Consider the following 25,989-nt stretch of genomic DNA (forward strand, 5'->3'; position numbering starts at 1 on the left):
ATTGTTGACGCTCGTGATCGGTTACGAGGACAGGCGCAGGACGAAGCAAGGGCATCGAAAAAACCAGAGTGGATCACGAAGTTTGCATCTTACAACGCGCTCTTCAGAAACGGTATTAGGATTTTCATCCTGCGGTACTAGGCCGCCTCGCCTGGATCGAAGACCAGGCCGGCCGCGAGGCCTATTCCTACGACGCCCGCGGCACTGTCGCCGGCCAGGTCCGACGCCTCAACGGTCTCGACTTCATCACCCGCATGGACCACGATGCGCAGGAGCGCCTGACCCGCCTCACCTACCCGGACGGCACGGCGGTCGATTATGTCTATAACACGATGGGCAAGCTCACGGCTATCCCCGGCTTCGTCACCGCCATCGACTATGCACCCACTGGCCAGAAGACCGCATTCACCTTCGCCAACGGCGTTCAGAGCACCTATGGCTACGACAGCCGCCAGCGGCTCGCTCAACTGCGCAGCACCCGGGGCACCGCAGTCCTGCAAGACCTGGCCTATAGCTACGACGGGGCGAGCAATATCGTGCGCATCGCCGACCGCCGCCCGGTCAAGACCCCCGAAGACCGTAGCGCCGACTATGCCTATGACGACCTCTACCGCCTGACCCAGGCCACCGCCCCCGCCTGGTCCGAGGGTTACCGCTACGACAGCATCGGCAATATGACCTTCAAGTCCGACCTGGGTGCCATGACCTACGGCGCCGGCAGCGCCGGACCCCACGCACTCACCGCCGCGGCCGGCATCAGCTACGGCTATGACGCCAACGGCAACCTGGCCGCCAAGCAGGGCTTTGCCTATGGCTTCGACTACCGCGACCGGCTCACGCGGGTCGACCGCACCGGCGACGGCGCCGTCATCAATTATGCCTACGACTCCGGATTCGACCGCAAGCGCAAGACCGTCACCCTGGGCGGCCAATCCCAGACCACACTCTATGTCGACCGCTATACCGAACTGCGCGGCGACCGGCTCATCAAGCAGCTCTACGCCGGCGACCGGCTGGTCGCGCGAGTCAGCGTCGCACCCTTCCGCCCCAGTATGCTGGCCGGCTGGAACCCGCCCCGAACCCCGCTGGATCTGGATGTGAATCCCAAGGACGGCGTCATCAGCCTCGGCGAACTGCGCGCCTCGGGCGCCAACCCCGCCCTGGTCGAGCCGGGCGAGGCGATCGACGCGCTGCGCATCTATCAATTGAACCGCGAGGCCAATCCCGGGCTGCTGCCCTTCGCCACGCTCGCCGCCGCACTGCACGAGCAGGGGGCTCTTCCGCCGCCCGCGGAGAGCCGAACCTTGTTCTATCTGCCGGATCATCTGGGGAGCGCCAGTGCGGTGATGGACTCCGGCGGGGGCTTGGTCGAGGAGTCGGTGTTCTATCCATATGGGAAGGATCGGGTACGCACCGGGGGGTATGAGAGTGAGTATCGGTTTACGGGGAAGGAGTTGGATGGGGAGACAGGGCTGACTTATTTCGGGGCGAGGTATTATGATTCACTCACTGCGAGTTTTATCAGTGTTGATCCTATGACTTTTGAAGGCAAGCCTACTGCGGCCAGTGATCGCACTGCTCTGCCTAACTACAGATATGCGAGTTCAAACCCGCTGGCACTGCTGGACCAGAAAGGATTTGCATCGGTGGGAAGCAAAGAATGGAATCACGAGCTAATTAACTCAAGAAGCAATGATCGCCCTAAATTTGAAGCAATGAAGAAAGAATACAAAATCTGGCAGCAGCACGGCGGCCCAGAAAATGCAGCTCAAATGGCATACAACGAAGAATACCTCAAAGGCCTTAATCGAACGATAAATTTTGTCCAAGGCGTAAAGGGGGTTGCTGACATTTTTGTTCACTTTGGTGGAGCGCTTGCAGGCCCCATGGGGCAGAAGATTGTAACCGTATACGACGCGGCGGATAGTATCGTTCCGGCGGCTGTCACATGTCTGCAAGATGGCTGCAGTAAAGAATACGTCGCAAGGGAAGCGGCTGGCATAGCGACGAACATGTTCGTGGATAAGGTTGCAGGGCATCTCATGGATAAATATTTCCCGATTAGCGTGGAAAATGGAAGCATTCCTTTATCGAAAGTCACTCTGGAAAATATCGGTGTTAGCATCAATTTAGGACGTGCACAAGCCGAGGCCGCCTATACTGGTGGATCGCTTCTCGTTAAGGAGGTCTTTTTCGGGCATTGAACTGGTTACCACGTTCTGCTTGGGAAACCGATCGCGGAAGGACCGTAGGTTTGGGTGACGAAGGAACCCCAACGCCAACCATCGGCGGTCGGCAATGTTGGGGTTCGTCCCTCACCCCAACCTACGCCGACCGGGCGATGACGCAATGGCGTAGGACCGTAGGTTGGGGTGACGAAGGAACCCCAACAACAACCATCGGCGGCCGGCGATGTTGGGGTTCGTCCCTCACCCCAGCCTACTGTGATGTAAAGATCGACGGAGGCGTGGAGAAGAATGCGATACCGGCGAGCGATCATCGAGGGCGCGACCTATTTCTTTACGGTCAATCTCGCTGATCGGTCACGCCGGTTATTGGTGGAACAGGTGGCGGACCTGCGCACGGTGGTGCGGCGCGTGCGCCAGGACCATCCGTTTGACATCCTGGCCTGGTGCGTACTGCCGGAGCATCTGCACGCGGTCTGGGCGCTGCCGCCCGGTGACGCGGATTATGCGATGCGCTGGGGTTTGATCAAGGCGGGATTTTCACGCTGCGTCGCCCAGGGTGAGCATATCCGTGAGAGTCGTTTGATGAAAGGGGAACGGGGGATCTGGCAACGGCGCTATTGGGAGCATGTGATCAGAGATGGCCAAGACCTGGAACGACACATCGATTACACGCACTTCAACCCGGTGAAGCATGGCTATGTGCAAGCAGTTCGCGATTGGCCCTATTCGTCCTTTCACACCTATGTACGCGCGGGGTTGTTATCGAATGATTGGGGATATCCGGCACCCGGCAATGGTGAATCCGGCGAAGACTGTAGGTTGGGGTGACGAAGGAACCCCAACACCAACCATCGGTGGCCGGCAATGTTGGGGTTCGTTCCTCACCCCAACCTACGGTGGAAGGCAGGTCAACAACGGTAAGGCAAGATGACCATGAAGACGAGCACACTGAACTGGCTGGCGGCCTGCTTTGCCTTGGCCGCCTCATGCCCGGCCGCCGCGGACACCGCAAACCCGCTCACCGGCACCTATTACGGCACCGCCACCATCGACACTCCGGCCAGCATCGGCACCATCGACCTGGCCTTTTATCTCGATGTCACCGGCTCGGCCATCCAGAGCGCCCGGAGCTACATCGACTTGGGCCAGACCCTGCTCTTTCCTGCCGTCGCGCCCCCGATCGGCGGCAAGGACGTGGGGCCCCGGGTCAGCGGGAGCCTGGGTCCCACCGGCTTCAGCCTGAGTTCCCAGTCGTTCCAATCGGTAGTCAGCGGCAAGACCGTCAACCGCCGGATCGTGCTAAACCAGGCCACTGTCGGTAACGGCGGGACCTCCCTCTCCGGAACCTATACCGAGACCGTCACCGGCCTCACGCCGGAGGACCTGGTCATCAGCGGGACCTTCATCCTCGCCAAGCCCCTGCCGATCACCGCCAGCAACGCCGCGGATCTCAACGGCGATGGCTGTCTGACCCTGGCCGAAATCCGCGCCGGCGGCAGTGACCCGGCCGCCATCGAATTCAGCGACCTCAGCGCCGCGCTCAATCTTTTCCACCAGACCGGGGCCAGCCTGCACGTCGGCGACCCGCCGGGTCCCAATTGCACCAACGGTGAACAGACGCTACAGCAGGCCCTGCGGGACTATCAGGCGGCCCAGCACTAGCGGCGGGGAACACGGCAGGCGACGATCAAGCCCACGGCGACCACGAGGCAAGAACCATGAACGGCAAACGGATCAGACAGCTTCTCAGCGGGGGGCTCGCACTCCTGGGTGCGGCCGGCGTCACCACCGTGCAGGCGGCGGGCGAGGCCTTATCGCTGCGGATCGGCCCCGCCTTGGCCAATGGTGTCACCACGGCCGTGGTCGAGATCCGAAACCCCGCGGACGTGGAGGCCTTCAGCCTGGAGTTGAGCTTCGCGAGCGGTCAGACCCTGAGCCTGCCGACCACGGGTTGGTTCACCCGTGGCGGTTATTTCCCCGCGTCACCCTTCGGCCCGGCCCCCGCTGCCGAACTGAACGACTACATCGACAGCATCGCCCGCACCCGGGTCTATCTGGATGGATTCCATCCGTCCGCCGGCTCGGGTGCAGTCGGTGGTGTGACCTTTAAGGTCGCTGCCGGGGCCAAACCGAAAATCGATGATGACCCGGCCGACGCCCAGGTCATCGCGCTGTCCGGGAAGTTCTGGTCCCGTTCTCTACAACGAGAGATCAGCTTTCTCGCGGTCACCGCCGAGTTCACGGTGGCCGCCTCCCAAGACGGTGACGGGGACGGCATCCCGGATAGCCTGGACAACTGCCCCACGGTGAATAATCCCGATCAGACCGACAGCAACGGCAACGGTGTAGGCGATGCCTGCGACACCCCGCCGCTGGACACTGACGGCGATGGCATTCCGGACTCGATCGACCCGGACGACGACAACGACGGCGTGCTGGACGCGAGCGACAATTGCCCGCTGGTGGCGAATCCGGATCAGGCCGACGACGATCGGGACGGCATCGGCAATGCCTGCGATCCGACACCGCGCTTGTGCCGGGAGTGTCTGCCAGGCCGGGGGGGGTGGCGGGCAATCCTGCATTAGCGGCGAGCGAGGGCGACCCCGGCCGATGCCCACGGCGACAATCGTGGGCATGGCCGCTAACCGGCCCGGTCGCAAGACCGCAGCGCTCCGCCCGTCGGCCGGGCGGCGCGTCTCAGTCCAGGTCGGGCGTCTCGCCGGTCGCGATATAGACCACCCGCTCGGCGATATTGGTCGCGCGGTCGGCTACCCGCTCGTAGAGGTGCGCGACCCGGGAGAGCGCGAGACCCGGTGCCGCCTGCGCCGGGTCCTCGCGGATCGCCGCGACGATGGCCGCGACCAACTCACCCTCAAGTGCGTCGACCGCATCGTCGCGGGTCGCCACCGCGCGCGCCATCGCAGCGTCGCCCCCGGCACACCCGTAGGCCGCCATGGCGTCGCAGAACATGGCCACCGCCGCCGCGCCCATCTCGGCGATCGGCGCCACCAGCGCCGCCGGGAAGCGCGGCTGCTCATGGCGCAACAGCAGCCGGGCGACATCGGCCGCGTAGTCCCCGATCCGCTCCAACTCAGCCACCAACTCCATGGAGGCGCCAACGATCCGCAGGTCGAGGCCCGCCGGCTGGTAGGCGGCCAACACCAGCAGGGCCTCCTGTTCCAGCAGACGGCGCTGCCGATTGATCGCCGCGTCGCCGGCGACGATCGCCCGCGCCAGTTCCAGGTCCTGCCCGCTCAGTGCCTCCAGCGACTGGCGCAGGGCCAACTCGACCTGAGCCCCGAGGGCCAACAAGGCCTCGTGCAACGCCGCGCGCTTCTTTTCCACCAACAACCGTGACTGGGGCAACCTGGCTTCTCCTGCTGTTTCATGTCGATATAGGTTTTCACCTCCCAGCACGCTATGCAATAGCCTTGCTGCAACAAAACCTGGCTAAAGTGTAGGCGGCTCACCGGCGCCCCGGGCAGAATGCCGATCACCTTTAACCTAGAAATAGCAGTTGTCACGCCAAGACGCCAAGCTCGCCAAGATTTTTTTGGTGCGTTATCGGCGTTGGGCCAGTCACCCGGAGGGTGATCCGGATAGCGGCTCTACCCGATTGTATTTCTTGGCGAGCTTGGCGCCTTGGCGTGAGCAATTCCCGGGTTAGGTTTAAGAATCAGCGGAGGTTCCATGTCCCATCGTTACCGTGAAAGTCGCGCCGGGAGCGCGGTCCACTTCTCCCTCCCCTGTTGTGGGAGTGCGGGGTGGGGGAACGGCCACGGCGTCCGCCACTTTTATCTTGCGGGGTGGTGCGGGCCGGTGCGGGCGTCATGGCCTTTAGCTAGGCTGTTCGCCGCCGCGCTCATCCTGACACCGTCCGCCGCGTCCCTGGCCGCCGCACCCGACGAGACCGCGGCGACACTCCGCAAGATCAATCACTTCGTCATCATCTATCAAGAAAACCACAGCTTCGACAATCTGTACGGGGGCTGGGAGGGGGTCGCCGGGCTGGCCAGCGCCGACCCGACCCACCGGCTACAGGTCAACCAGGCGGGCGCGGCCTTCGACTGTCTGCATCAGGTGGACGTCAACCTCAGCTCACCACCGCAACCGGTCACCTGCACCGACGCCGCCAACGGGATCGCCAGCGCCTTTACGAACGCGCCCTTTCGGATCGAGGCCTGGATCGGCGCCGCCGACCGCACCTGCCCGGGGCCCGACACCCGGACCCACCACGGGGTCCCTAAGGGCGAGGGCCGGCCCGGCGGCTGCACCGCGGACCTGATGCATCGGTTCTACCAGGAGCAGTATCAGCTCGACGGTGGGCGGATGGACCGCTATGTCGCCGGCAGCGATGCGACCGGCCTCACCATGGGCCACTACGACACCAAGCAGCTCCCGATCTACCGCTATCTACACGGGCCGTCACACCCGCCCTACGCCATCGCCGACCACTTTTTCCAGGCGGCCTTCGGCGGGTCCTTTCTGAACCACCAATGGCTGATTGCCGCAGCGACCCCGGTGTTTACCGGAGCACTCAGCGACGGTTCAGCGGCGGACCCGCACTCGTTGGTGGACGCCGCCGGGATGCCCAGTGAGGCACCGCTCTACCGCCCGAGCGGGCCGGTGAAGGACGCGCCGCTCACGGTGCAGTGCCCGGCCCCGGTCGCGGGTCTCGCGTGCGGGGACTTCGCGGTCAACACCATCCAGCCGGCCGCCCAGCCCTATCGGCCCAACACCCCAGCCGGCCAACGACTCCCGGCCCTGAGCCACCGCACCATCGGGGACAGTCTGAGCGCGGCCGGGATCGATTGGGCCTGGTATGCGGGCGGCTGGTCCAACGCCAACGGCGACCTCGGGGCCGCAGGCTGGACCAACGGCAACGGTCCCCAATGCACGGACCCGGGCGCCGACCCGGCTGCCACCTTCCCGCACTGCCCGGATCGGCTCTTTCAGTACCATCACCAGCCGTTCAATTATTTCGCCGCCTATGCTCAAGGCACGCCCGCGCGGGCGGCCCACCTGCGCGACGAGCAGGCGTTCATCGCCCTGGCACAGACCCCCGGGGACGCGTGCCAACTCAAGCCGGTCAGCTTCGTGAAGCCGGGCGGGGCGGACAATGAGCACCCCGGCTACGCGAGCGAGGCGGCCGGGGGGGAACACCTGGTCAAACTGCTGCGGGCGGTCGCGGACGGGCCCTGTGCCAAGGACACCATGGTCATCGTGACCTATGACGAGTTCGGCGGCCAGTGGGACCACGTCCCGCCACCGGGGCAAGGCGACACCCCGGGGCCACACGACCAGTGGGGCCCCGGCACCCGCATCCCCGCCCTGATCGTCGCGCCCTTCCTCGCCGCCGACCAGGTGGTGGATCGGACCCCGCACGACACCACCTCGATCCTCGCAACCATCGAGCACCGCTTCGGATTGGCGCCGCTCGGACCCCGCGACGCGGCGGTCGCCGACCTCGCCACGGTCTTTGCAGCCCACTGAGCGGGAGCGGTCGCGGCCCGGGGGCCATCAGGCGGCCCGCCGCCACATTCCTCGCCTCTCGTTCCCAGGCTCCGGCGTCACTGCCATTGAGTTAAGGGTTTCCCGTTCGCCCTGAGCCTGTCGAAGGGTGAACGGGAAATCCTTAACCTGCGGAAGTTAAGCCGTCCGTGGTTCGACAAGCTCACCACGAACGGCTTAACTTCATGGCAGTGACGCCGCAGCGTGGGAGCCAGAAGGTATGAGATCAGGCCGCCGCCGCCTCCCCTTTGCGATTCTCAAAATAACGCACACCGACATAGGTGAGCCAACCCAGCAGCCCCATCGCCACGACTACGCCGCCATAGGCCAGCGGCCAGGGAATCCCCTGCGTCATCATCGAGAACTCGGACATGCCGCCGATCCCGGCCAGGATATTGAGCGGCATGAAGACCACGCCGAAGACGGTCATCTTACTCAGCCGCTTATTCTGATTGATATTGATCACGCCGATCGTGGCATCCATCAGAAAGTTGATCTTATCGAATAGAAAGGCGGTGTGACTGTTCAGCGAGTCGATGTCGCGTAGAATCTGTCTGATCTCATCCAACTGAGGCGGCAACAGGACCTTGCAGCGCATCAGGAAGGACAGCGCCCGCTGGGTATCCAGAATATTGCCCCGGATGCGCCCATTGAGGTCCTCCTCCTCGGCAATGTCGGCCAGAATGGTCGCCGCCTCATTGTCGCTCAGATTCTTGCTCAAGACCTGGCGTCCGACCTTGCCGAGTGTGGCATAGATGTCTTCCAGTGAGTCGGCCGAGTATTCCACGTCGGTGGCATACAGATCGAGCAACAGGTCTTTGGCATCGGCAACATATCCCGGCTGGGTACTGGCCCGCCGGCGCAGTAGGCGGAACACCGGCAACTCCTCATTGCGCACCGAGAACAGCATGCCCTGATGCAGAATGAAGATAACCGGCACGCTGCGCGCATCGCCCTCGCGGTCGAGCAGGAAATTGGAGTGCAGATGGATGTCCTGCGCTTCATCGACCTGGAACCGCGAACTCACCTCCAAGTCAGTCGCCTCCCCCGGGTCCGGCAGCGCCAGCCCATAGTGCTTGCCGAGGCAGGCGCGCTCGGCCTTGGTGGCATTGAGCAGATCGATCCAGATGGCACCTAAGCCCACCAGGTCCTGACGACGCTGGATACTGACCTGCCGCAGACGCCCCTCCACCAGTTCATAGGCATTCATCTGACTATCGGAGAATCCGGGTTCCTGAGCACCCACCAACCGCTCCCCCAAGCGGTCGGAGACCTCCCACAGAATGTCGGCTTGACGCTCCGGTGCCACCTGGGTCCAGAGCCGTTCGGCATCCTCCGCGGGCAGCGATTCCAAGACCGCGGCGATCTCATCGGCCGGCAATTGGCCCAACAAATTGTGCAGCTCGCCCAGGTGTTGACGCTGCACGATGGTCTCCACCAGGGCCTGGCGCGGCTGGTTTTGGCTATGGACCAGTTCTTCCACCAGCCGTTGCTTCTTGAGCAACTCAATCATTCGTTCCCGGGACATCGCACTGAATCCTGCTATACCGTGAAAGTCGCGCCAGGAGCGCGCTCAAATTCTCCCTCCCCTACTGGGGGAGGGCGGGGTGGGGAACGGACAAGGCGCCCGCCACGTTTATCTTTCGGGGTGGTGCGGGCGCCATGGTAACGAGCGGCGCCAACCGACATCGTGAAACAATGATGAATGTCACGAGATGTTCACCCGCTCGGCACGGCTCGGCAACAGAGTTTTCGGACCATAGTCCAAACTCACAGTCGAGGGCGGCACGGCGATGTCAGACGTCACGCGCATCCAACCCCTGCGTTACCGCAGTATCTTTATCTCCGATATCCACCTGGGATTTCGCGGCTGCCAGGCCGCCTATCTGTTGGATTTTCTGCAAGCCACCCAGTGCAAACACCTCTATCTGGTCGGCGACATCGTCGACCTCTGGGCGATGCGCCGCGGGGTCTACTGGCCGGAGACTCACAATGCGGTGGTGCGCGAGGTGTTGGAGAAGGCCCGCAGCGGCACCCAGGTGATCTATTGTCCGGGCAACCACGACGAGCTGCTGCGCACCCACCTGGGTGCCGACTTCGGTAACGTGCTGATCCGCGACGAGGTGATCCACGAGACCGCCAACGGCAAGCGCTTCCTGGTGCTGCACGGAGACCTCTTCGACAGCGTGGTCCAGGCCGGCCCCTGGCTGGCCCGGCTCGGCTCGCGCGCCTACGACCACCTGCTGGCCCTGAACGGACTCTTGAGCCGGGTGCGGCGCCTGCTGGGACTGCGCTATTGGTCGCTGGCCGGCTATCTCAAACACAAGGTCAAGAACGCGGTGGCCTACATCGGCGACTTCGAGCGCGCGGTCGCCACCGAGGCGCGCCGTCGCGGCGTGGACGGCATGATCTGCGGCCACATCCATCACGCCGAGGTGCGCGAACTGCACGGCGCACTCTACTGCAACTGCGGGGACTGGGTCGAGAATTGTACCGCCTTGGTCGAACACCACGACGGCCGCCTGGAGTTGCTGCGCTGGACCGATGCCGTCCCGGCCGCGATCAGCCGCCCACGCCCCCGGCTCGCCCTGGCGCGGGTCAATTGAAGCGCGCGGCGGCAGACCCGCGATTGCGTATTAGGGCACTGAGTCGCGCTGATTCGCGTTGCTTATGGGCTCATGGCCGTATTCGGCTTTTTGTTGCTCCTAGGTCGTACGAGCGCCCCCTGGCCGCGACGGGCCGCACCGAAAGCCGGTCAATACCTCAGCGCCGCCCGCAATGACACGCTAGCCGCGCAGTCACCAAAGAGTCACAGTCGATCGCTAGACTCATCGCTCTAGCGCATCCACCGAACTCAGCCCATCCAGAGCCCTGACGTGAAAGCTGCCCTCACCCTTCGCGACCACATCGACCACGCACTCTTCAACGCCATCTACTCCAGATCGCTCGTCTACAACACCTGTTGGGAGGACCCGGCGGTCGATCGTATCGCGCTCGCTTTGCGCCCGGACGATGCCCTGCTCGTCATCACCAGCGCCGGGTGCAACGTGCTCGATTATGCCCTGGCCGGACCCCGGCGCATCCACGCGGTGGACGCCAATCCACGCCAGACCGCACTCCTGGAGCTCAAGCTGGCCGGCATCCGCAACCTGTCTTTCGAGGACTTTTTTGCACTCTTCGGCTGCGGCATCCATCAGCGCTTCAGGGCACTCTATCACGAGTCGCTGCGCGCGCAGCTGTCACCCTTCGCCCAGCGCTTCTGGGACGAACGGCTGCATTGGTTCAGCCCACAGACCGGCGGATTCTATTTCCAGGGGCTCGCCGGCACCGTCGCACGCGCCTTCCGCGCCTATCTGCGCGTCCGCCCGCAACTGGCGGCGGGTATCGAGGAGCTGATCCAGGCCGACTGTCTCAAGGACCAGCGGGCCATCTATGACAGCCAGGTCCACCCATTGATGTGGGGGACGGGGATGAACTGGACCCTGTCGCGCCAACTCACCATGAGTCTGCTGGGTGTGCCCTATGCCCAGCGTCGCCAGGTCCAGGCGCAGCACCACCGCGGCGTGGCTGGCTTCATCCGCGAGGCGGTCGAATATGTCTTTCGCGAGCTGCCGGTCTGGACCAATTATTTCTGGATGGTCTATATCACCGGACGCTATACCCCAGGTTGCTGCCCAGAATACCTCAAGCGGGACAACTTCGCGGCCCTCAAGGCGGGGCTCGCCGACCGCGTAGTGCCCCATACCTGCACCGTCACCGCCTTCCTGCAGCAGACGCAAGAGCGCCTGTCAAAATTCGTCCTGCTCGACCACATGGACTGGATGAGCTCCTATTACCCCGAAGCCCTGGCCGAGGAATGGACCGCCATCCTGGAGCGCGCCACGCCGCAGGCGCGGGTCATCTTCCGCAGCGCCCATGCCGCCCCCACCTATCTCGACCGGATCGAGGTCGGGACGCAACCGCAACGGCTGCGCGACCGCTTGGTCTTCCACGACTCCATGGCCCGCGACCTGCAACGGCGCGACCGCGTCCACACCTATGCCGGCTTTCATGTCGCCGACCTGGTCGGGGCCTGACCATGGCCCGCCCCGACGCCCAAGTCCTGCTCAGTCTGGTCCGCGGCCAACCGCGCCACGGCACCCTGGCCGAGCGACTCGATGCCTTTTACGCGCCCCAGGCAACGCACTATGACGGCTTTCGCGAACGCCTGCTGCACGGGCGCGCCGACCTGATGTGGCAGTTGGCCCCGCCCGCGGGGGCCACGGTAATCGAGCTGGGCGCCGGCACCGGGCGCAACCTGGGCTTCCTGGGCGACCGCCTGTGTACGCTGGGTTCGGTCGAGCTCGTCGACCTGTGCCCGGCGCTGCTGAATCAGGCACGCCGCCGCACGCGCCGCCTGCCCAATTGCCGGGTGGTGGAGGCCGACGCGGTCAGCTACCGCCCCGCCGAGCCGGTCGACCTGGTCTATTTCTCCTACTCGCTCACCATGATGCCGGACTGGGAGGGGGCGCTGCGCAACGCGCTCACCATGCTCAAGCCCGGCGGCACCCTGGGTGTGGTCGACTTCTATGTCTCGGACCCCGCCCCCGCCGCCGGACTCGCCCGCCACGGCCCGCTCACCCGCTGGTTCTGGCCGCGCTGGTTTGCCCACGACGGCGTGCGCCCCTCCCCTGCCCACCTGCGCACCCTGCGCCGCCTGCTGCCCGACCATTGCGTATTCGAGCACCGCGCCCCCGTCCCCTATCTGCCCGGCCTGCGGGTGCCCTATTACGTCTTTGTCGGGCGGGTGCCGGTGGCGGCCTGAGCAACGCGCGGCTCATTGCGTCGCGGCCTGGGGGCCGCTCCTACCCCGTAGGAACGGCCGCCAGGCCGCGACCGGTCGCTATCACCGCCGCCGGCTGGACTGATGGTCAATCATCATCGCGGTGAGTCATCAGGCCAATCAATTCGCCCGCCCCGTCCACCTCGGCCTGGAACTCAATCGGCCGACAGCAGACCGGGCAATCCTCGATGTAGCGCTGACTACCCCCGGAACAATCCACCAGGCTAGCGAACGCCTCGCCGCAATACGGACACTCCACGCGCCGTTCTTCAAGCATAGTCACCTCCCATAGCACCAAAGTAGTGTCTGGTGTCGCCCGCGCGTCACCGCTCAAGAGACTGAGCGCCGATTGTATTTCTTGGCGAGCTTGACGCCTTGGCCTGAGCAATTCCCGGGCCCAGGGTGAAAGAGCACGCTGACGATTTGCTGACAGGTGCGTTCAGATAACCTCTAACCGGCCTCCGTTATGCTGTGTCCCAAGGTCGCACCAAGCGCCGCCCACTGACAAAGAAACAGCCCTGAGGATCAGCCGATGTATACCTACCCCATTCACTGCCCCAGCTCACGTACTGCCACGAAGACCCGTCCCGCGCCGATCGCGCTTGCAGTGGGTACCAGGTGCGTCAAGGGGATACGCCCCGCGGCCGCCGCCCGCGCCGATCTCGACGCGATGGCGATCACCGAGATGCTGGTCAGCGCCTTCCACGACAACGGGTCGCAGCTCTATCGTGACATTTGAGCGATGGCGAGGACTGAGCGAGTGCGGGACCTTTGCTAGACCTGCAAGTGCGCGGCGGCTGAGAGGTTGCCGTCCCAGATCCAAATTCCGGCGTCCCGGCCGGAATGGCGATCAAGACCCTAGGGGGGACTTGATCAAAATTCCGGCCACCGCGCGAAGGGCAAGGTTGTTGCTCCGCGTAGCGGACCCTACGGCTTGCGCGACCTCAATCAACGCCCGGGTCCGCTGTGCGGGCCGAACGAATGACCTCGACCGACTCATCGAAACTGCCGCAAATACCACCACTCGAAGGCGCGCTTGAGCCAATGGAAGAGGCGCATGGAGGGCAACACGATATTGAACCGCTCGGTGCGCCCCACCAGCATGCCGCTGTCATTCGTGTCGACGATACAGAGTAGCTCGACCCGGAAGGTCGCGGTGGGCTCCTGGCCTTGCAACTCGGCAGCCAGGTTGCGGGCGGCGGCGCGCGCCTGCAGATCCGCCATGTGACCCTGCTTTGGCATCCAATCGGGCCCCGGGAAGCTGCCCGCATCGCCGGCCACATAGACCCGCGGGAAACCCGGCACCCGGCATTGGGCATCGGCCTGGAGCAGACCGCCGGGGGAGCGCGGCAGGTCGGTCGCGTCGAACCAGGCGTTGCCGGTCATGCCGGGCATGAAGAGGATCAGGTCCGCGTCGAAGGCGCCGCCCTCGGTCGTCACCTGCCGCTCGCTGAAGCCCTTGAGCTTGTGGCCCAGATGGGTCGCGATGTCGCGCCTGGCCATCTCCTTGAGCAGGCCGTCGACGGCCTTGGGTCCCAGGCGATTGCCGGGGCGCTCGGCCGGGGTGAAGAAGACGAGCTTGAAGCGCTCGCGCCGCCCCTCTTTGCGCAGTTGGGTATCCATGCCAAACAGGAACTCGAACATGGGCCCGCCGCGCATGGAGCTCTGCTCATTGGGGTTGCCGGCGAAGCCCATGGCGATGGTGCCGCCGTCCATCGCCCGCACCCGGTCGCGGATGGCCAACGCGGCGGCGATGCCCTCGCAGGGGGTGATGGCGTGCTTAATCCCGGGGAGTTTTTTGATGAAGCGCCCGCCGCTGGCGATGATCAGGCCGTCGTTGTTGATGGGGCCGACGCTGGTCTCCAGGGTCCGGCCGCCGTTGGCAAGGCCGGTGGCCTCCGCCGCGACATGATTGACCCGCTGGCGCTTGAAGAAACGCGCCAGATCGATGCGCAGGTCCTCACCGGTGCGCAGTCCACTCGGGACCCAGATGAGACCGGGGTAATAGACATATTCAGGCCGGGGGCTGACGACCGTGAGGTCGGCGCTCACGCCAGAGGCGCGCAGTTGTTTGACTGCGGTTAGGGCACCGAAGCCCGTACCGACGATGGTGATGCGATGCATGGGGGCCTCCGGGCCTTACAGGGCGGCCGCAGGGCCGACGCGGGGGATTGTAGCGCCATGCACAGTGCCCGGTCCTTGATGAATCGCGCAGCCGGCCGGGCGCCTCAGTCGGCCGGCGGCTTGGCGGTCGCGAGCAGCGGTTCGAGCGTCGTCCAGACGTTGTCGAGGATACGCGGCTGGGCGGCAGCGCCCGGGTGGAGCCCGTCGGCCTGCATCAGCGCGAAGTCCTCGTCCACCCCGGCGAGCAGCAAGGGCACCAGCGGCACCCCGGCCCCGCCCGCCACGCCCTGGAACACGACTTGAAAGACCTTGTTGTAAGCCGCACCATAATTGGGCGGCAACTGGATGCCGATGAGCAAGACCTGGCTGCCGGCCGCCTGCCCCAGCCGGACCAGCTCGGTGAGGTTCTGGCGGATCAGCGGCGGCGGCAGGCCGCGCAGTCCGTCATTGGCGCCGAGCTCAATCAGCAGGATGGCCGGGCGGTGGCGCTCCAGGAGCTCGGGCAGGCGGGCCAGGCCCCCGGCGGTGGTGTCCCCGGAGATGCCGGCGTTCACCACCCGAAAGTCCAGACCGCGCTCCGTGAGACGCCGCTGGAGCAGCGCCACCCAGCCGTCCTGCAAGGCGATCCCATAGGCAGCGCTCAGGCTGTCCCCCAGAACCAGAATCGCCGGCGCCGCGGCGCGGGCGGGCAGCGGCAACGCCGCGCTCAAGGTCAAACAGGCAATCCACATCAGGCGCATCATGACAGTCAATCCGGTCGCAGTCGTAGCCAGGGCCCAGGGGTTGGGCAAACATGTTACCGGCCCCAGCGGTACTTTGACCATCCTGGAGGGGCTCGACCTCCAGGTCCAGGCCGGCGAGGCGGTGGCCATCCTCGGTGCCTCCGGCTCCGGCAAGTCGACCCTGCTCGGGCTGCTGGCCGGGCTCGACAGCGCAAGCTTCGGCGAGGTCTGGCTCTGCGGTCAACCGCTGACCGACCTCAACGAGGACGGCCGGGCGGAGCTGCGCGCCGGGCGGGTCGGCTTCGTGTTCCAGAGCTTCCAATTATTGCCCACCCTCACCGCTCTGGAAAACGTCCTGCTGCCGTTGGAGCTGACCGGGAACGCGGACGCAGCGAGCCGGGCGGACGAGGCCCTGGGACGGGTGGGCCTGACGCCGCGCGCCGGCCACTACCCGCGCCAACTCTCCGGCGGCGAGCAGCAGCGCGTGGCGATCGCCCGCGCCTATGCCCCGCGCCCGGCGGTCCTGTTTGCCGACGAGCCGACCGGCAACCTGGACCAGGCGACCGGCGAGCAGATCATCGACCTGCTGCTGGACCTGCGCACCGAGTCCGGCGCCGCGCTGGTGCTAGTCACCCACGATCCGCGCCTGGCGGAACGCTGCGACCGACGGCTGCGGATGCACGATGGGGCCTTAGAGGCGATCCAATGAACCGCGCTCAACCTAAGTCCGCCAATGGCTCACGCCAAGACGCCAAGACGCCAAGAAAAACAACGCAGCCCCTGCATTCACTTAAACAGACGCTGGGTAAATCGCCCAAGGCTGGGCACACACGCAATCACCTTGGCGTCTTGGCGTCTTGGCGTGAAAACTGGTTTTGCGGGGGTCACTGATGGCCACATCGACATGGCGAATCACCCGCCGGCTGCTGCGCCAGGACTGGCGCAGCGGCGAGCTCTATATGCTGGGCGCGGCCCTGATCCTGACGGTGGCGGCCATCAGCGCGGTGGGCTTCTTCACCGACCGCATCGAGACCGGCATGATCCGTCAGGGCGGGGAGCTGATCGCCGCCGATCTGGCCATCGACGGCTCCTCGCCGCCCCCCCAGGACTATCTGGAACAGGCCACGCGCCGCGGGCTCGTCGCGGCCCGCACGCTGGAGTTTCCCAGTGTCGTCATGGGCACCGAGGGCCCGCAACTGGTCCAGGTGAAGGCGGCCGATGCACCCTATCCCTTGCGTGGCCGGCTGCGGGTGCAGGACGGATTCACCGCCCCGGAGCGCACCGTCGAGCAGGGGCCGCCGCGCGGCGAGGTGTGGGTGGAGGCGCGCCTGCTGCGGCTGCTGGGAGAGCCGCTCGGCGCCGCGGTCGGCCTGGGCGAGACGCGGCTGCGCCTCGGCGCCATCCTCAGCTATGAGCCGGATCGCGGCGGGGGGCTCTTCCAATTCGCCCCGCGGGTGCTGATCAACGCGGCTGACCTGCCCGCCACCGGCCTCGTCAGCCCAGCGAGCCGGGTCAAGCATCGCCTGCTGCTCGCCGGCGACCTCGCCGCGGTGGACGCCTATTCCGCCTGGCTCAAGCCCCGCCTGCCGGTCAACCTGACCCTGGTGGACGGGCGCACCGCCCGCCCCGAGTTCGAGTCCGCACTGGACCGTGCATCGCGCTTCCTGCACCTGGCGACCCTGGTGACGCTGCTGGTGGCGGGCAGCGCCATCGCGCTGGCGAGTCGGCGGCTGGTGGAGCGCCAGATAGACGCGGTGGCCATCATGCGCTGCCTGGGCGCACCGCGGCACCTGCTGATGCGGGTCTTCGTGCTGCGCCTGGCGCTATTCGGACTCATGGCGAGTCTGGTGGGCTGTCTGGTGGGCTGGCTCGGGCAGCTCGCCTTGGTGGCGACCGTGGCCGAGTGGTTCGGGGCGGACCTGCCGCCGGCCTCTTGGCGGCCGGTGGCGGTGGGGGTGGCAACCGGGATGATCGCACTCCTGGGCTTTGCGGTGCCGCCCTTGCTGCAACTCACCCGGGTCTCGCCCCTGCGCGCCCTGCGTCGCGACCTGGGGACACCGCGCGCCTCCGCGGCGCTCGCGGTGCTGGGGGCGGCGCTGGCGCTGGCGCTGCTGATCCTGTGGCAGGCGCGCGACGCGGAGCTCGCCGGGAAGCTCCTGGGGGGCGTGGCGCTCACCGTCGGCACCCTGGTCCTGTCCGTGCTCGCGCTGGTGCGGCTGGCCCGCGAGCTCGCCGGGCGCGCCCGCGGGGTCTGGCGACTGGGGCTCGCGGCCCTGACCCGGCGGCCGACCTTCGCAGTGCTGCAGATCGCCGGCTTCGGGCTCGGCATCCTCGCCCTGCTGCTGCTCGCGGTGGTGCGGGTGGATCTCCTCAAGACCTGGCAGGAGGGCCTGCCCCCGGGCGCACCCAATCACTTCCTGGTCAACATCCAGCCCCAGGAGGTGGAGCCGGTGCGCGCCTTCCTGCACGGGCAGGGGATCGCCCAGGCGGAGCTGTTCCCGATGATCCGCGGGCGCCTCACCCGCATCAATGACCGACCAATCAACCCAGCGGATTACGAGAACCCGCGCGCCGAACGCCTGGCCGCCCGCGAGTTCAACCTGAGCTTTGCCGAGCGGCTCCAGACCGACAACGGCATCACCGCGGGTGAGTGGTGGCCCAGCGGCACGCGCGCGCCGGCGTTCTCGGTGGAACAGGGACTGGCGGAGACCTTGGGCATCAAACTCGGCGATCGGCTGACCTTCTTTATCTCCGGCCATGAGGTCGCCGCCCCGGTGACCAGCCTACGCAAGGTCCGCTGGGACAGCTTCAATGTGAACTTTTTCGTCGTCTCCCCACCCGCGCTGTTGGGCGCGGAGGCGGCCACCTATATCACCAGCTTCCACCTGCCGCACGCGCGCGAGGCCATGATCCCGGAGCTCGTGCGGCACTTCCCAAGCGTCACCCTGCTTAATGTCGATGCGCTGCTCAAACAGGTGCGCGCGGTGGTGGAGCGCGGGGTGCTCGCGGTGGAAACTGTGTTCCTCTTCACCCTGGCCGCCGGGATGCTGGTGATGTTCGCCGGTATCCAGGCGAGCCTGGCGGAGCGGCGCACCGAGCACGGCATATTGCGCACCCTGGGCGCCGGGCGGCGCGCCCTGCTCGGCAGCCTGGCGGTGGAGTTCACCGCCACCGGACTGCTCGCCGGCCTGCTCGCGTCGATCTTTGCGGAGCTCACCGGCTGGCTGCTGGCCGAGCGGCTGTTCGGGCTGCAATTCGGCTTCAACCCGGCGCTCTGGCTCACCGGAGTGCTGGGCTCTGGGTTGCTCATCGGCCTGGCCGGGACGCTCGCTACCTATCCGCTGCTGATCCGCCCGCCATTGCAGACCTTGCGCCAGGCGGGGTGAGTCGGCTGCGCGATGATAGCGATAGCGCCGGGGCGGGACGCCCCGACTCCTAATCATCCTAAAACCCGGAAATTGCTCACGCCAAGGCGCCAAGCTCGCCAAGAAATACAATCGGGTAGAGCCACTCTCCAGATCACCCTCCGGCTAAGTGGCGCAAGGCTGATAACGCACTGAAAAACCTTGGCGAGCTTGGCGCCTTGGCGTGACATCGGCGTTTTTATAGTGCTACGAATGGTATCGGGATCTGCGCTTCGCTGCGCTAATCTTCAATCGCGTACCCCTGTTCATTGAAAATCCGCAGGCAGGCATCCACCACAGCCGCATCGAACGTCACTTCAATTTGCGCGCCACCACCGTCCCGGCACGACTGCCCGACCAGGGGCAGGTCGGCTCCGTGATCTCAAGCGCAATATCCACCACCTCGGTGGAGAGGTTCAGGAGGCGCCCCTGGATCAGGGCAAACAGCAGAAAAAGGTCCGACTCGCGCCGCATCAGGTAGGCCAAGGCGCGCGTCACGCCGGACGCGCTGTGGCGCAGCAGCGCCGTGGCCTCACGGGCGACATAGCGGCCCATGTGCCGCTGAACATCGATGACCGTGCGGCAGTCGACGCTCAGTGTGTCGAGCGGCGGCGGCAGGGCCGCCAACACGGCGGCGAAGGTCTCGATATTCACGAGTGCCAGCAGGCGCTCCCGGTGCATCAGGCGCATCGACGGAATCAGCTGGTAGAAGGTTTCCGAGGGTGAGAGCTGGTATGAAAAGCGAAAACGCAGCAGCCACAGCAGCGCCATCCGGTCCAGTTCAGCACCGATCAGCTGTTGCAGCGGGTGCCGACTCGCGTCATGAAACTGCGTGAGCTGGCGCGCCAGACCCAGGTAATAGCGCTGGTCGATCGCCGCCTCCAGGGCGAAGGGCTCGCGCCGCTGCTCGTAGATCTCGCGCGCCTGACGGGCGATCAGGCGTAAGGGCCCAGCCTCCAGTTGGCGCAGCAGTTCCAGTACATTCTCGGCGCGCAGCATCTCCTCATCGGGTAGGCGGATGAATGATTGGAGGTCGAACAGGCTGTCGCGGATCACCTGCTGGTCCAGGTCATAGAGCTTGCCGCGGATCAGGGTCTTCAAATTGAACAGGGCGTATTTGCGACCCCAGGCGAGCACCAGTGAGCGCTCCATGGCGTTCATGGGCCGCACCAGGACCTGCAATTCGGCGAGCAGCAACTGGATCAGGGTCTGTTCGATGGCGCGACCACGGCTCTTGGCACTCTGGTGCTCATCCAGCAGCGGGGCCAGTCCGAAGCGCTCGGCCAGCTCCGGCAACGGCATCTGCGACAGCCGCCCGATGGTGTCCGGATCGAACAGACGCGTCGCCATCACCGAGACGCGCGTGTTCAGATAAGCGTGGGCGGCGGGGCGCATACGATCACCTAGCGGCTGGGGTCGATCATGACCTGGAAGGCGGCCTCCAGGGCCTGATCCTCACGTTGTTCGGCCTGGTCGCGCAACTGCACATGGCGCTCGTCGTAGCGGCGGCGCAACTCGGCAATGGTCAGGTCCGCCCGCTCCTCGGCCCGGGCGATAAAGGAGCGATGCAGTTCGGGCAGCCGCCCACTGAAGCGCTCGTTCTCCGCCTTGGCGTCCGCCAGGGCGGTCTGGATGAGGCGCTCCTGCGCTTGCTCCGCCTCACTGGCGAGCTGCTCCGCCCGCAGTTCGGCGGCCAACAGGCGTTGCAGGGTGTCTTCCATCGCGGATACCTCGTCGACCGGTTGCTCAGGATCGGCCTACCTTACGACAAGGTTCGGAAGATTGCGCGGGCAGCGCGCTTGAATCAGGGTCCGGGCCCCGTCAGGCACCCCAGAAAATCGAGCGTGATGCGCGCGGTGACGCCCCACAGGAGCTCGCCGTCGTACTCGTCGAAAAAGATCAGGTCGCGCGCCTGGGGGTGCCCCGGGGCCGGGTAGGGGCGCACCCGATGATGGCGCGGGGCAGCGAGCCAGGCGAGCGGGATGCTGAAGATGCGCGAGACCTCTCGGGGTTCGGGCCGCAATGGTTGGGGCCAGGGGATCTCGCCCACCACCGGGGTGACCAGGAACTGGCTGACGGTGTAGAGGGGCCGCAGCCGCCCCAGCACCCGGACCCGCTCGGGCGGCAGGCCGATCTCCTCCTGCGCCTCGCGCAATGCGGTCGCGGTACTGTCCGGGTCACGGTCCTCCCAGCGCCCACCCGGGAACCCGACCTCGCCGCTGTGCCGATCATGGGCATGCACAGCGCGACGGATGAAGACCAGGTGCCAGGCCCCATCCCGGCAATAGAGCGGCAACAACACGGCGGCGCGTTGGGCCTTGGCGGTCGGCGCGGCGATGATCCCCGGGCACTCTGCCAGCGGGCCGTCGTGGCAAGCGCCTGGGCTCAACCGTTCGCGAATCCGCTCACAGGTCAGCCGAGCGGGTATCAACCATCTATCCACAATGGGTCCGCGAAACTCAGCCCCCGGACTGCCGCACGCGCTCGGCCTCGGCCTCCAGGCTGGCGAAGCTGGTCGCGATCCGCACCGGGTCGCCGCCACGGGCCGCACGCTCCAGCGACTCGGTGGCCTCGTCCAGCGCCGGCACGCCGCAATAGCGCGTGGCCCCACGGACCTTGTGCGCGTGTTCGGCGAGCCCATCCCAGTCGGCCGCGGTCACCGCCGCACGCAACGCCGCGAGTTCATCCGGCAAACCCGCCAACAGGGCGGCAAAGAGTTCGGCGGCCAAGTCCGCGTCGCCCCCGGCGACGGCCAAGGCCGCCACGGGGTCCCGCGCGGGGAGCGGGGAGAGACTGGCGGTGACGCAATGGTGTTCCAAGGTTAGGCTCCTGGCGGTATGAGTCTGCAAACACTCTAAGGGGAGAGCACGGGACAGTCCAGATGTACATGCAGCAACCCTATTATAGAGTGGCAGGCCATCCACCGGTTAGGACCGGATCGGCGCGGCGCGGCACGCGCACGACCATGGTTGCCGTGCCAGCGTGCCCTCGCTACAATGGGGTTGCATCCGTCGCGGTCGTTCGCACGACTGAGGCGTGACGCTTCCAGGCTGATTTCCACACCCCCTACAGAGGAAATAATCCTCTTTAGGATCTGACTATTGCGATTGCGCGAAGGCGGGGTGGGAGGGGGTAGCATTCCTTATCTTTCACGTTTCGTGTCTGACTCCCTGGTTCTGTCGGATTCACGGAGTCGCTCAAGACCTTGAGGAATCAACGCCGTGATGAAATCCAAAAACACCTTACCCATTCTTGGCTGCGTCGCCGCACTACTGGTCGGCTGCGTTGGCATGCCTGGCGGACCTGGCGAAAGCCCGGGCGCGATCCCACCGCGGCTCGTCGCGGGAAAAGACGGTCGCCTCTGGGATAATTCGACCACCTTCGGAAAAGTGCCGCCTGGGCGTCAGGCCGAAGGTAATGCGGTATGCCAACAGGCCGATTTCACCCGTGCCACCGGCTTCCATCCTGACGCCCGAAACACGAATGGGACGCGGTTTCCGCGCGGCGGCTTTTACTGCGAGGGCAAACGCCAGAAGGACTCATCGTCCTCGTCGACTGGGAGCTGACCCAGTTCAGCAAGCGAGGGATGCGCGGTGGGCGCGGCTACCCGTTACGCAGGCGACCGTTCGTGACGAGGTCCGCGGACATCGTTGCAAACGGGTTGCAGCGACGCGAAGGAGCGGACCGAATGGCCAGCCGAACGGGTACACTAGGCCCGAACGGCCGGGCCCGCACCAGGTGCCTCGGCATCGGTACCTCATCACTGCCCGGAACCTTCGCATGATCTCCCTTCTGGACTATGGCGCCGGCAATGTCCGCAGCCTGCGCAACGCCATCCACGCCCTGGGGTTCGAACTCACGCAGATCGAACGCCCGGGGGATATTCTCAAGGCGGAGCGCCTGATCTTCCCCGGCGTCGGCGCCTTCGGGGCGGCCATGGAACGGTTGCACCGGCTGGATTATGTGGAGCCGCTCAAGGACTATCTGGCAGCCGGGCGGCCCTTCTTAGGGATCTGCATCGGACTCCAGACGCTGTTTGAGGGGAGCGAAGAGTCGCCGGGCGTGGCGGGGCTCGGGCTGATCCCGGGGCTCATCCGGCGCTTCGATGACCCGACGCTCTCGGTTCCGCACATGGGCTGGAACGGGGTGCGAGTGGAGCGCCCCTCGCCACTGTTTGCCGACTATCAGGGCGAGAAATTCTATTTCGTCCACTCCTACCGCGCCGAGCCCGGCCCGCAGAACGCGGACTGGCGGCTCGCGACCACCGACTATGGCCGACCCTTCCTCAGTGCGGTGAGCCGCGGGCGGGTATCGGCCGTCCAGTTCCACCCGGAGAAGAGCGGGGCGGCGGGGCTCAAGGTGCTCAAGCACTTCCTGGCCGGGGAGGAGCCGGTCGAGCGGTCTGCGGCCGCCCGAGAGGGCGCCGCGACACCGACCCGCCTGGCCAAGCGCATCATTGCGTGCCTGGACGTACGCGCCAACGACCAGGGCGACCTGGTGGTAACCAAGGGCGACCAGTACGATGTCCGCGATCGGGACGAGGGCGGCGAGGTGCGTAACCTGGGCAAGCCGGTGGACCTTGCCGCACGCTATTATGCGGAGGGGGCCGATGAGGTCGCCTTCCTCAATATCACCGCCTTCCGGGACTTCCCGCTCGACGACCAACCCATGATGGAGGTGCTGCGCCGCACCTCCGAACGGGTCTTCGTGCCGCTCACCATCGGCGGTGGCATCCGCGCATTCACCGACGCCCAAGGCCGGCACCAGTCGGCCTTGGACGTGGCGCACGCCTATTTCCGCTCCGGCGCAGACAAGGTCTCGATCGGCTCGGACGCGGTGGAGACGGTGCTCGAGGTCCTGGCGCGGGGCGGCAAGGACGGCACCAGCTCGATCGAGCAGATCGCCCGGGTCTACGGCAACCAGGCGGTGGTGATTTCCATCGATCCCCGCCGTGTTTATGTCGACTCCCCGGCGGCGACCCGGCATTTCACCGTCGAGACCGCCACCCCGGGGCCTGCGGGCGAGCGTTTCTGCTGGTTCCAGTGTACGGTTAAGGGTGGGCGCGAGGGGCGCGATCTGGACGTGGTCGCACTGGCACGGGTCTGTGAGGACCTGGGCGCCGGTGAGATCCTGGTCAACAGCATCGACCGTGACGGGTCCGGGGCGGGCTTCGACCTGGAGTTGATCCAAGCGGTGCGGCGGGCGGTCAATATACCGGTGATCGCCTCCAGCGGGGCGGGACGGGTGGAGCATTTTTCCGAGGTCTTTGCCGCCACCGGCGTGGAGGCGGCCCTGGCGGCGGGCATCTTCCATCGGCGCGAGGTACCCATTGAGGCGGTCAAGACCCATCTGCGGGCCCAGGGGATCGAGACCCGGGCCTAGGACCCGCCGAACCGGGCGGGCCGCCCTGGTGCAGTCGGCGTGGAGAGCGGAAGCTTGCGGTATCTGAGTGTCCGAATCCTATTGACCTTGCTGGCGCTCGGCCTGCTGCTCGCCGGCTGCGCCGTGGGCGGCGGCGCGGGGCTCGACCCCGGGGCGGCGCCAAGCGAACTGGACCGGGATCAGATGCTGTCCGAGATGGCCGCCTGCCACCTGTTGCGCGTCGCGCAGACCGCCGACAAATCAGTGACCGACGCCACGGTGTTGAACGCCGCGCGGCGCTTCGACTTCTCACTGGAGGCCGTGGTTACGCGGGCCAACCAATTGGTCCAGCGCTACCACTCAAACGGCGCCGCCTTGGGGCGACGCGCCGTAGCGGCCTGCAATCGCCTGGCAGCACTCACACAGATAGCCCCAGCCCTGGTGCGCTTCGAGGAGAGCGGCCAGTCGCGTAGCGTCTGGCTGCGGGTGAGTGCGCAGATCACCAAGGGATTCGCCGACCGGGTCATCCGGGAACTACGGACCCGGCGGGCGGTCGGACTCATCATCAACAGTCCCGGCGGCTCGGTGTTTGAGGCGCGTAAGCTCGGGCGATATCTGCGGGCCAATGGGTTGCGCGCGGCGGTCGATCAGACCTGTGTGTCTGCCTGTATCGACGTGCTGGCCGGCGGGAGCGAACGCTATGCCACCCACAACGCCCGGCTCGGCATCCATCAAAGCCATGTCCCCGGCCGCTACAGCAGCCACGAGGGCGGCCAGCTCTATGTGGCCGAGTCCTTTCGCTACCTGCGCGAGATGGGGGTCGACCCGGACGTGGCCATCGCCGCCGCCTCGATTCCCAATAACCGGATCCTGTTGATCCCGCTGCGCGATGCGCTGGCCACCCGACTGCTGACCGGCGTGGTGGAGCGGCTCTAAGGACGAAGGCTAAACCAAAACATTCCTTGTAGAATCAACGAGGGCATTCAAATGAAAACCTTATATGACATCTTGGAAGTAAGCGCACTGGCCAGCAAAGAAGCGATCGACGCATCCTACCAGAGGCTGCGCGCGGGATGGCAACCGCAAGCCGATCAGGCAGCAGGCAATCAGACAGAGCATTTGCGACGCGATGCCATCGCACGGGCCTACGCGGTGTTATCCGACCCCGACGAGCGAACAGCCTATGACGAGCGGATCAGGAATGATGAAGCGCGGCGAGACCGGCGGCGAACCCAGGACTCCGGCGGCCTGTTTTCCGAGTCCTTCTCGTTTGCAAAGAAACCCCTGTTATTTCTGCTCGCCGCACTTGCCCCAGTCTTCGCTATCGGCTACCTGCTAGCTGCCCACAAGAGCCCATCAAGCGCCACTACAGCCAGCGAGACCAGCCACCGGGACCACCAGAGCGCGGTACCTGAGTCAGATGAGGACCTGGAAAGCAAAGGGCCAGAGACAAGGGGCAAAGGGCGCGATAGCGCCGACGAAATCGCCGCACTCCAATTAGAGGCACAACGACTGGAAGTCGAAAACCGGCGACTGCAAAACGAAGCACTAAAGAGCGAACAGGAACGGAGAGATAAACAGACCGCGGCAGAAGTGACTGAGACAGATCGCGGTATGACAATACAAGAAAAAGATCAAGCCATCAGGGCAAGTGAAATAGCGGCCGAGAGAAAGCATACGGACGAACTTGACCAAGCCGAGGCAACCCAGCGCAGGGTGGATGAAATTTATCGGACAATCGAGGTGGTGAAGGATAAACAGGCGGCAGAAATGAACATGACCCGTCGCCAGTACGACAAATACCAGGAGGACACATCGAGCTATTGATGGCGGACGCGTTCTCGTCAACGTCACTC

Annotated in this window: 24 protein-coding genes; 15 read left to right on the forward strand and 9 right to left on the reverse strand. The window is 65.5% G+C overall.

Features of this window, described 5'->3' with window-relative positions; translation table 11 throughout:
* Positions 1 to 254 precede the first annotated feature (254 nt).
* From QZX93_RS11930 to QZX93_RS11945, 4 genes are all read left to right on the forward strand, one after another.
* A complete protein-coding gene (locus QZX93_RS11930) occupies positions 255 to 2,204 on the forward strand; it encodes an RHS repeat-associated core domain-containing protein (protein ID WP_295386671.1) in 1,950 nt (649 codons plus the stop codon).
* Between the two features lie 273 nt (positions 2,205 to 2,477).
* The gene (locus tag QZX93_RS11935; RefSeq protein ID WP_295386676.1) at positions 2,478 to 3,017 is read left to right on the forward strand and encodes a transposase; all 540 of its coding nucleotides are present in this window, start codon (positions 2,478 to 2,480) and stop codon (positions 3,015 to 3,017) included.
* Between the two features lie 105 nt (positions 3,018 to 3,122).
* On the forward strand, positions 3,123 to 3,851 hold the full coding sequence (locus QZX93_RS11940; protein WP_295394626.1) for a hypothetical protein: 729 nt from the start codon (positions 3,123 to 3,125) through the stop codon (positions 3,849 to 3,851).
* Between the two features lie 56 nt (positions 3,852 to 3,907).
* Positions 3,908 to 4,774, forward strand: a complete 867-nt coding sequence (locus QZX93_RS11945; RefSeq protein ID WP_295386686.1) for a thrombospondin type 3 repeat-containing protein — start codon at positions 3,908 to 3,910, stop codon at positions 4,772 to 4,774.
* Positions 4,775 to 4,886: 112 nt separating this feature from the next.
* Here QZX93_RS11945 and phoU read toward each other — a convergent pair whose 3' ends face one another.
* Positions 4,887 to 5,555, reverse strand: coding sequence for a phosphate signaling complex protein PhoU (phoU, locus tag QZX93_RS11950; RefSeq protein ID WP_295386691.1), 669 nt, complete (start codon positions 5,553 to 5,555; stop codon positions 4,887 to 4,889).
* A gap of 453 nt (positions 5,556 to 6,008) precedes the next feature.
* Here phoU and QZX93_RS11955 point away from each other — a divergent pair, with 453 nt between their 5' ends.
* Positions 6,009 to 7,682, forward strand: coding sequence for an alkaline phosphatase family protein (locus QZX93_RS11955; protein WP_295386695.1), 1,674 nt, complete (start codon positions 6,009 to 6,011; stop codon positions 7,680 to 7,682).
* Positions 7,683 to 7,926: 244 nt separating this feature from the next.
* On the opposite strand, the gene QZX93_RS11960 is transcribed toward QZX93_RS11955, so the two are convergent.
* Entirely contained in the window at positions 7,927 to 9,228 is a 1,302-nt protein-coding gene (locus QZX93_RS11960) for a magnesium and cobalt transport protein CorA (protein WP_295386698.1), read from the reverse strand.
* Between the two features lie 265 nt (positions 9,229 to 9,493).
* On the opposite strand from QZX93_RS11960, the gene QZX93_RS11965 reads away from it, so the two are divergent.
* The 3 genes from QZX93_RS11965 to QZX93_RS11975 all read left to right on the forward strand — a co-directional run bounded on the left by QZX93_RS11965 (position 9,494) and on the right by QZX93_RS11975 (position 12,504).
* On the forward strand, positions 9,494 to 10,306 hold the full coding sequence (locus tag QZX93_RS11965) for a UDP-2,3-diacylglucosamine diphosphatase (RefSeq protein WP_295386702.1): 813 nt from the start codon (positions 9,494 to 9,496) through the stop codon (positions 10,304 to 10,306).
* Positions 10,307 to 10,576: 270 nt separating this feature from the next.
* The gene (locus QZX93_RS11970; protein ID WP_295386704.1) at positions 10,577 to 11,776 is read left to right on the forward strand and encodes a BtaA family protein; all 1,200 of its coding nucleotides are present in this window, start codon (positions 10,577 to 10,579) and stop codon (positions 11,774 to 11,776) included.
* Positions 11,777 to 11,778: 2 nt separating this feature from the next.
* Positions 11,779 to 12,504 carry a class I SAM-dependent methyltransferase gene (locus QZX93_RS11975; protein WP_295386707.1) on the forward strand — a complete coding sequence of 242 codons (726 nt, stop codon included), beginning with the start codon at positions 11,779 to 11,781 and terminating at the stop codon, positions 12,502 to 12,504.
* A gap of 106 nt (positions 12,505 to 12,610) precedes the next feature.
* On the opposite strand, the gene QZX93_RS11980 is transcribed toward QZX93_RS11975, so the two are convergent.
* A complete protein-coding gene (locus QZX93_RS11980) occupies positions 12,611 to 12,799 on the reverse strand; it encodes a CPXCG motif-containing cysteine-rich protein (protein WP_295386710.1) in 189 nt (62 codons plus the stop codon).
* A gap of 255 nt (positions 12,800 to 13,054) precedes the next feature.
* On the opposite strand from QZX93_RS11980, the gene QZX93_RS11985 reads away from it, so the two are divergent.
* A complete protein-coding gene (locus tag QZX93_RS11985; protein ID WP_295386713.1) occupies positions 13,055 to 13,261 on the forward strand; it encodes a hypothetical protein in 207 nt (68 codons plus the stop codon).
* 257 nt (positions 13,262 to 13,518) lie between these two features.
* On the opposite strand, the gene QZX93_RS11990 is transcribed toward QZX93_RS11985, so the two are convergent.
* Positions 13,519 to 14,646, reverse strand: a complete 1,128-nt coding sequence (locus tag QZX93_RS11990) for an FAD/NAD(P)-binding oxidoreductase (protein WP_295386716.1) — start codon at positions 14,644 to 14,646, stop codon at positions 13,519 to 13,521.
* 104 nt (positions 14,647 to 14,750) lie between these two features.
* Positions 14,751 to 15,389, reverse strand: coding sequence for an arylesterase (locus QZX93_RS11995; RefSeq protein ID WP_295386719.1), 639 nt, complete (start codon positions 15,387 to 15,389; stop codon positions 14,751 to 14,753).
* On the opposite strand from QZX93_RS11995, the gene QZX93_RS12000 reads away from it, so the two are divergent.
* A complete protein-coding gene (locus QZX93_RS12000; RefSeq protein ID WP_295386722.1) occupies positions 15,388 to 16,077 on the forward strand; it encodes an ABC transporter ATP-binding protein in 690 nt (229 codons plus the stop codon). The two genes, QZX93_RS11995 and QZX93_RS12000, sit on opposite strands and share 2 nt — an antisense overlap.
* 181 nt (positions 16,078 to 16,258) lie before the next feature.
* Positions 16,259 to 18,754 (forward strand): FtsX-like permease family protein, encoded by a 2,496-nt coding sequence (locus QZX93_RS12005; RefSeq protein WP_295386725.1) that lies wholly within the window; start codon positions 16,259 to 16,261, stop codon positions 18,752 to 18,754.
* Positions 18,755 to 19,084: 330 nt separating this feature from the next.
* On the opposite strand, the gene QZX93_RS12010 is transcribed toward QZX93_RS12005, so the two are convergent.
* From QZX93_RS12010 to QZX93_RS12025, 4 genes are all read right to left on the reverse strand, one after another.
* Positions 19,085 to 20,167 (reverse strand): V-type ATPase subunit, encoded by a 1,083-nt coding sequence (locus QZX93_RS12010; RefSeq protein WP_295386728.1) that lies wholly within the window; start codon positions 20,165 to 20,167, stop codon positions 19,085 to 19,087.
* A gap of 8 nt (positions 20,168 to 20,175) precedes the next feature.
* Positions 20,176 to 20,493: an ATPase gene (locus tag QZX93_RS12015; RefSeq protein ID WP_295386730.1), complete on the reverse strand. Its 318-nt coding sequence runs from the start codon at positions 20,491 to 20,493 to the stop codon at positions 20,176 to 20,178.
* A gap of 83 nt (positions 20,494 to 20,576) precedes the next feature.
* Positions 20,577 to 21,161, reverse strand: a complete 585-nt coding sequence (locus QZX93_RS12020) for a CoA pyrophosphatase (protein WP_295386733.1) — start codon at positions 21,159 to 21,161, stop codon at positions 20,577 to 20,579.
* A gap of 70 nt (positions 21,162 to 21,231) precedes the next feature.
* Positions 21,232 to 21,591 carry an Hpt domain-containing protein gene (locus tag QZX93_RS12025; protein WP_295386736.1) on the reverse strand — a complete coding sequence of 120 codons (360 nt, stop codon included), beginning with the start codon at positions 21,589 to 21,591 and terminating at the stop codon, positions 21,232 to 21,234.
* A gap of 402 nt (positions 21,592 to 21,993) precedes the next feature.
* Between QZX93_RS12025 and QZX93_RS12030 the strand changes: the two genes are divergently transcribed.
* From QZX93_RS12030 to QZX93_RS12045, 4 genes are all read left to right on the forward strand, one after another.
* Positions 21,994 to 22,338, forward strand: a complete 345-nt coding sequence (locus QZX93_RS12030) for a hypothetical protein (RefSeq protein ID WP_295386739.1) — start codon at positions 21,994 to 21,996, stop codon at positions 22,336 to 22,338.
* Positions 22,339 to 22,552: 214 nt separating this feature from the next.
* A complete protein-coding gene (hisF, locus tag QZX93_RS12035) occupies positions 22,553 to 24,154 on the forward strand; it encodes an imidazole glycerol phosphate synthase subunit HisF (RefSeq protein WP_295386742.1) in 1,602 nt (533 codons plus the stop codon).
* Between the two features lie 54 nt (positions 24,155 to 24,208).
* Positions 24,209 to 25,069 (forward strand): hypothetical protein, encoded by an 861-nt coding sequence (locus QZX93_RS12040; RefSeq protein WP_295386746.1) that lies wholly within the window; start codon positions 24,209 to 24,211, stop codon positions 25,067 to 25,069.
* A 51-nt stretch (positions 25,070 to 25,120) separates the two neighbouring features.
* Complete coding sequence (locus tag QZX93_RS12045; protein ID WP_295386748.1) at positions 25,121 to 25,960, forward strand: DnaJ domain-containing protein; 840 nt, start codon at positions 25,121 to 25,123, stop codon at positions 25,958 to 25,960.
* Positions 25,961 to 25,989 lie beyond the last annotated feature (29 nt).

It is taken from the genome of uncultured Thiodictyon sp. (genome assembly GCF_903946935.1).
GTDB lineage: Bacteria > Pseudomonadota > Gammaproteobacteria > Chromatiales > Chromatiaceae > Thiodictyon.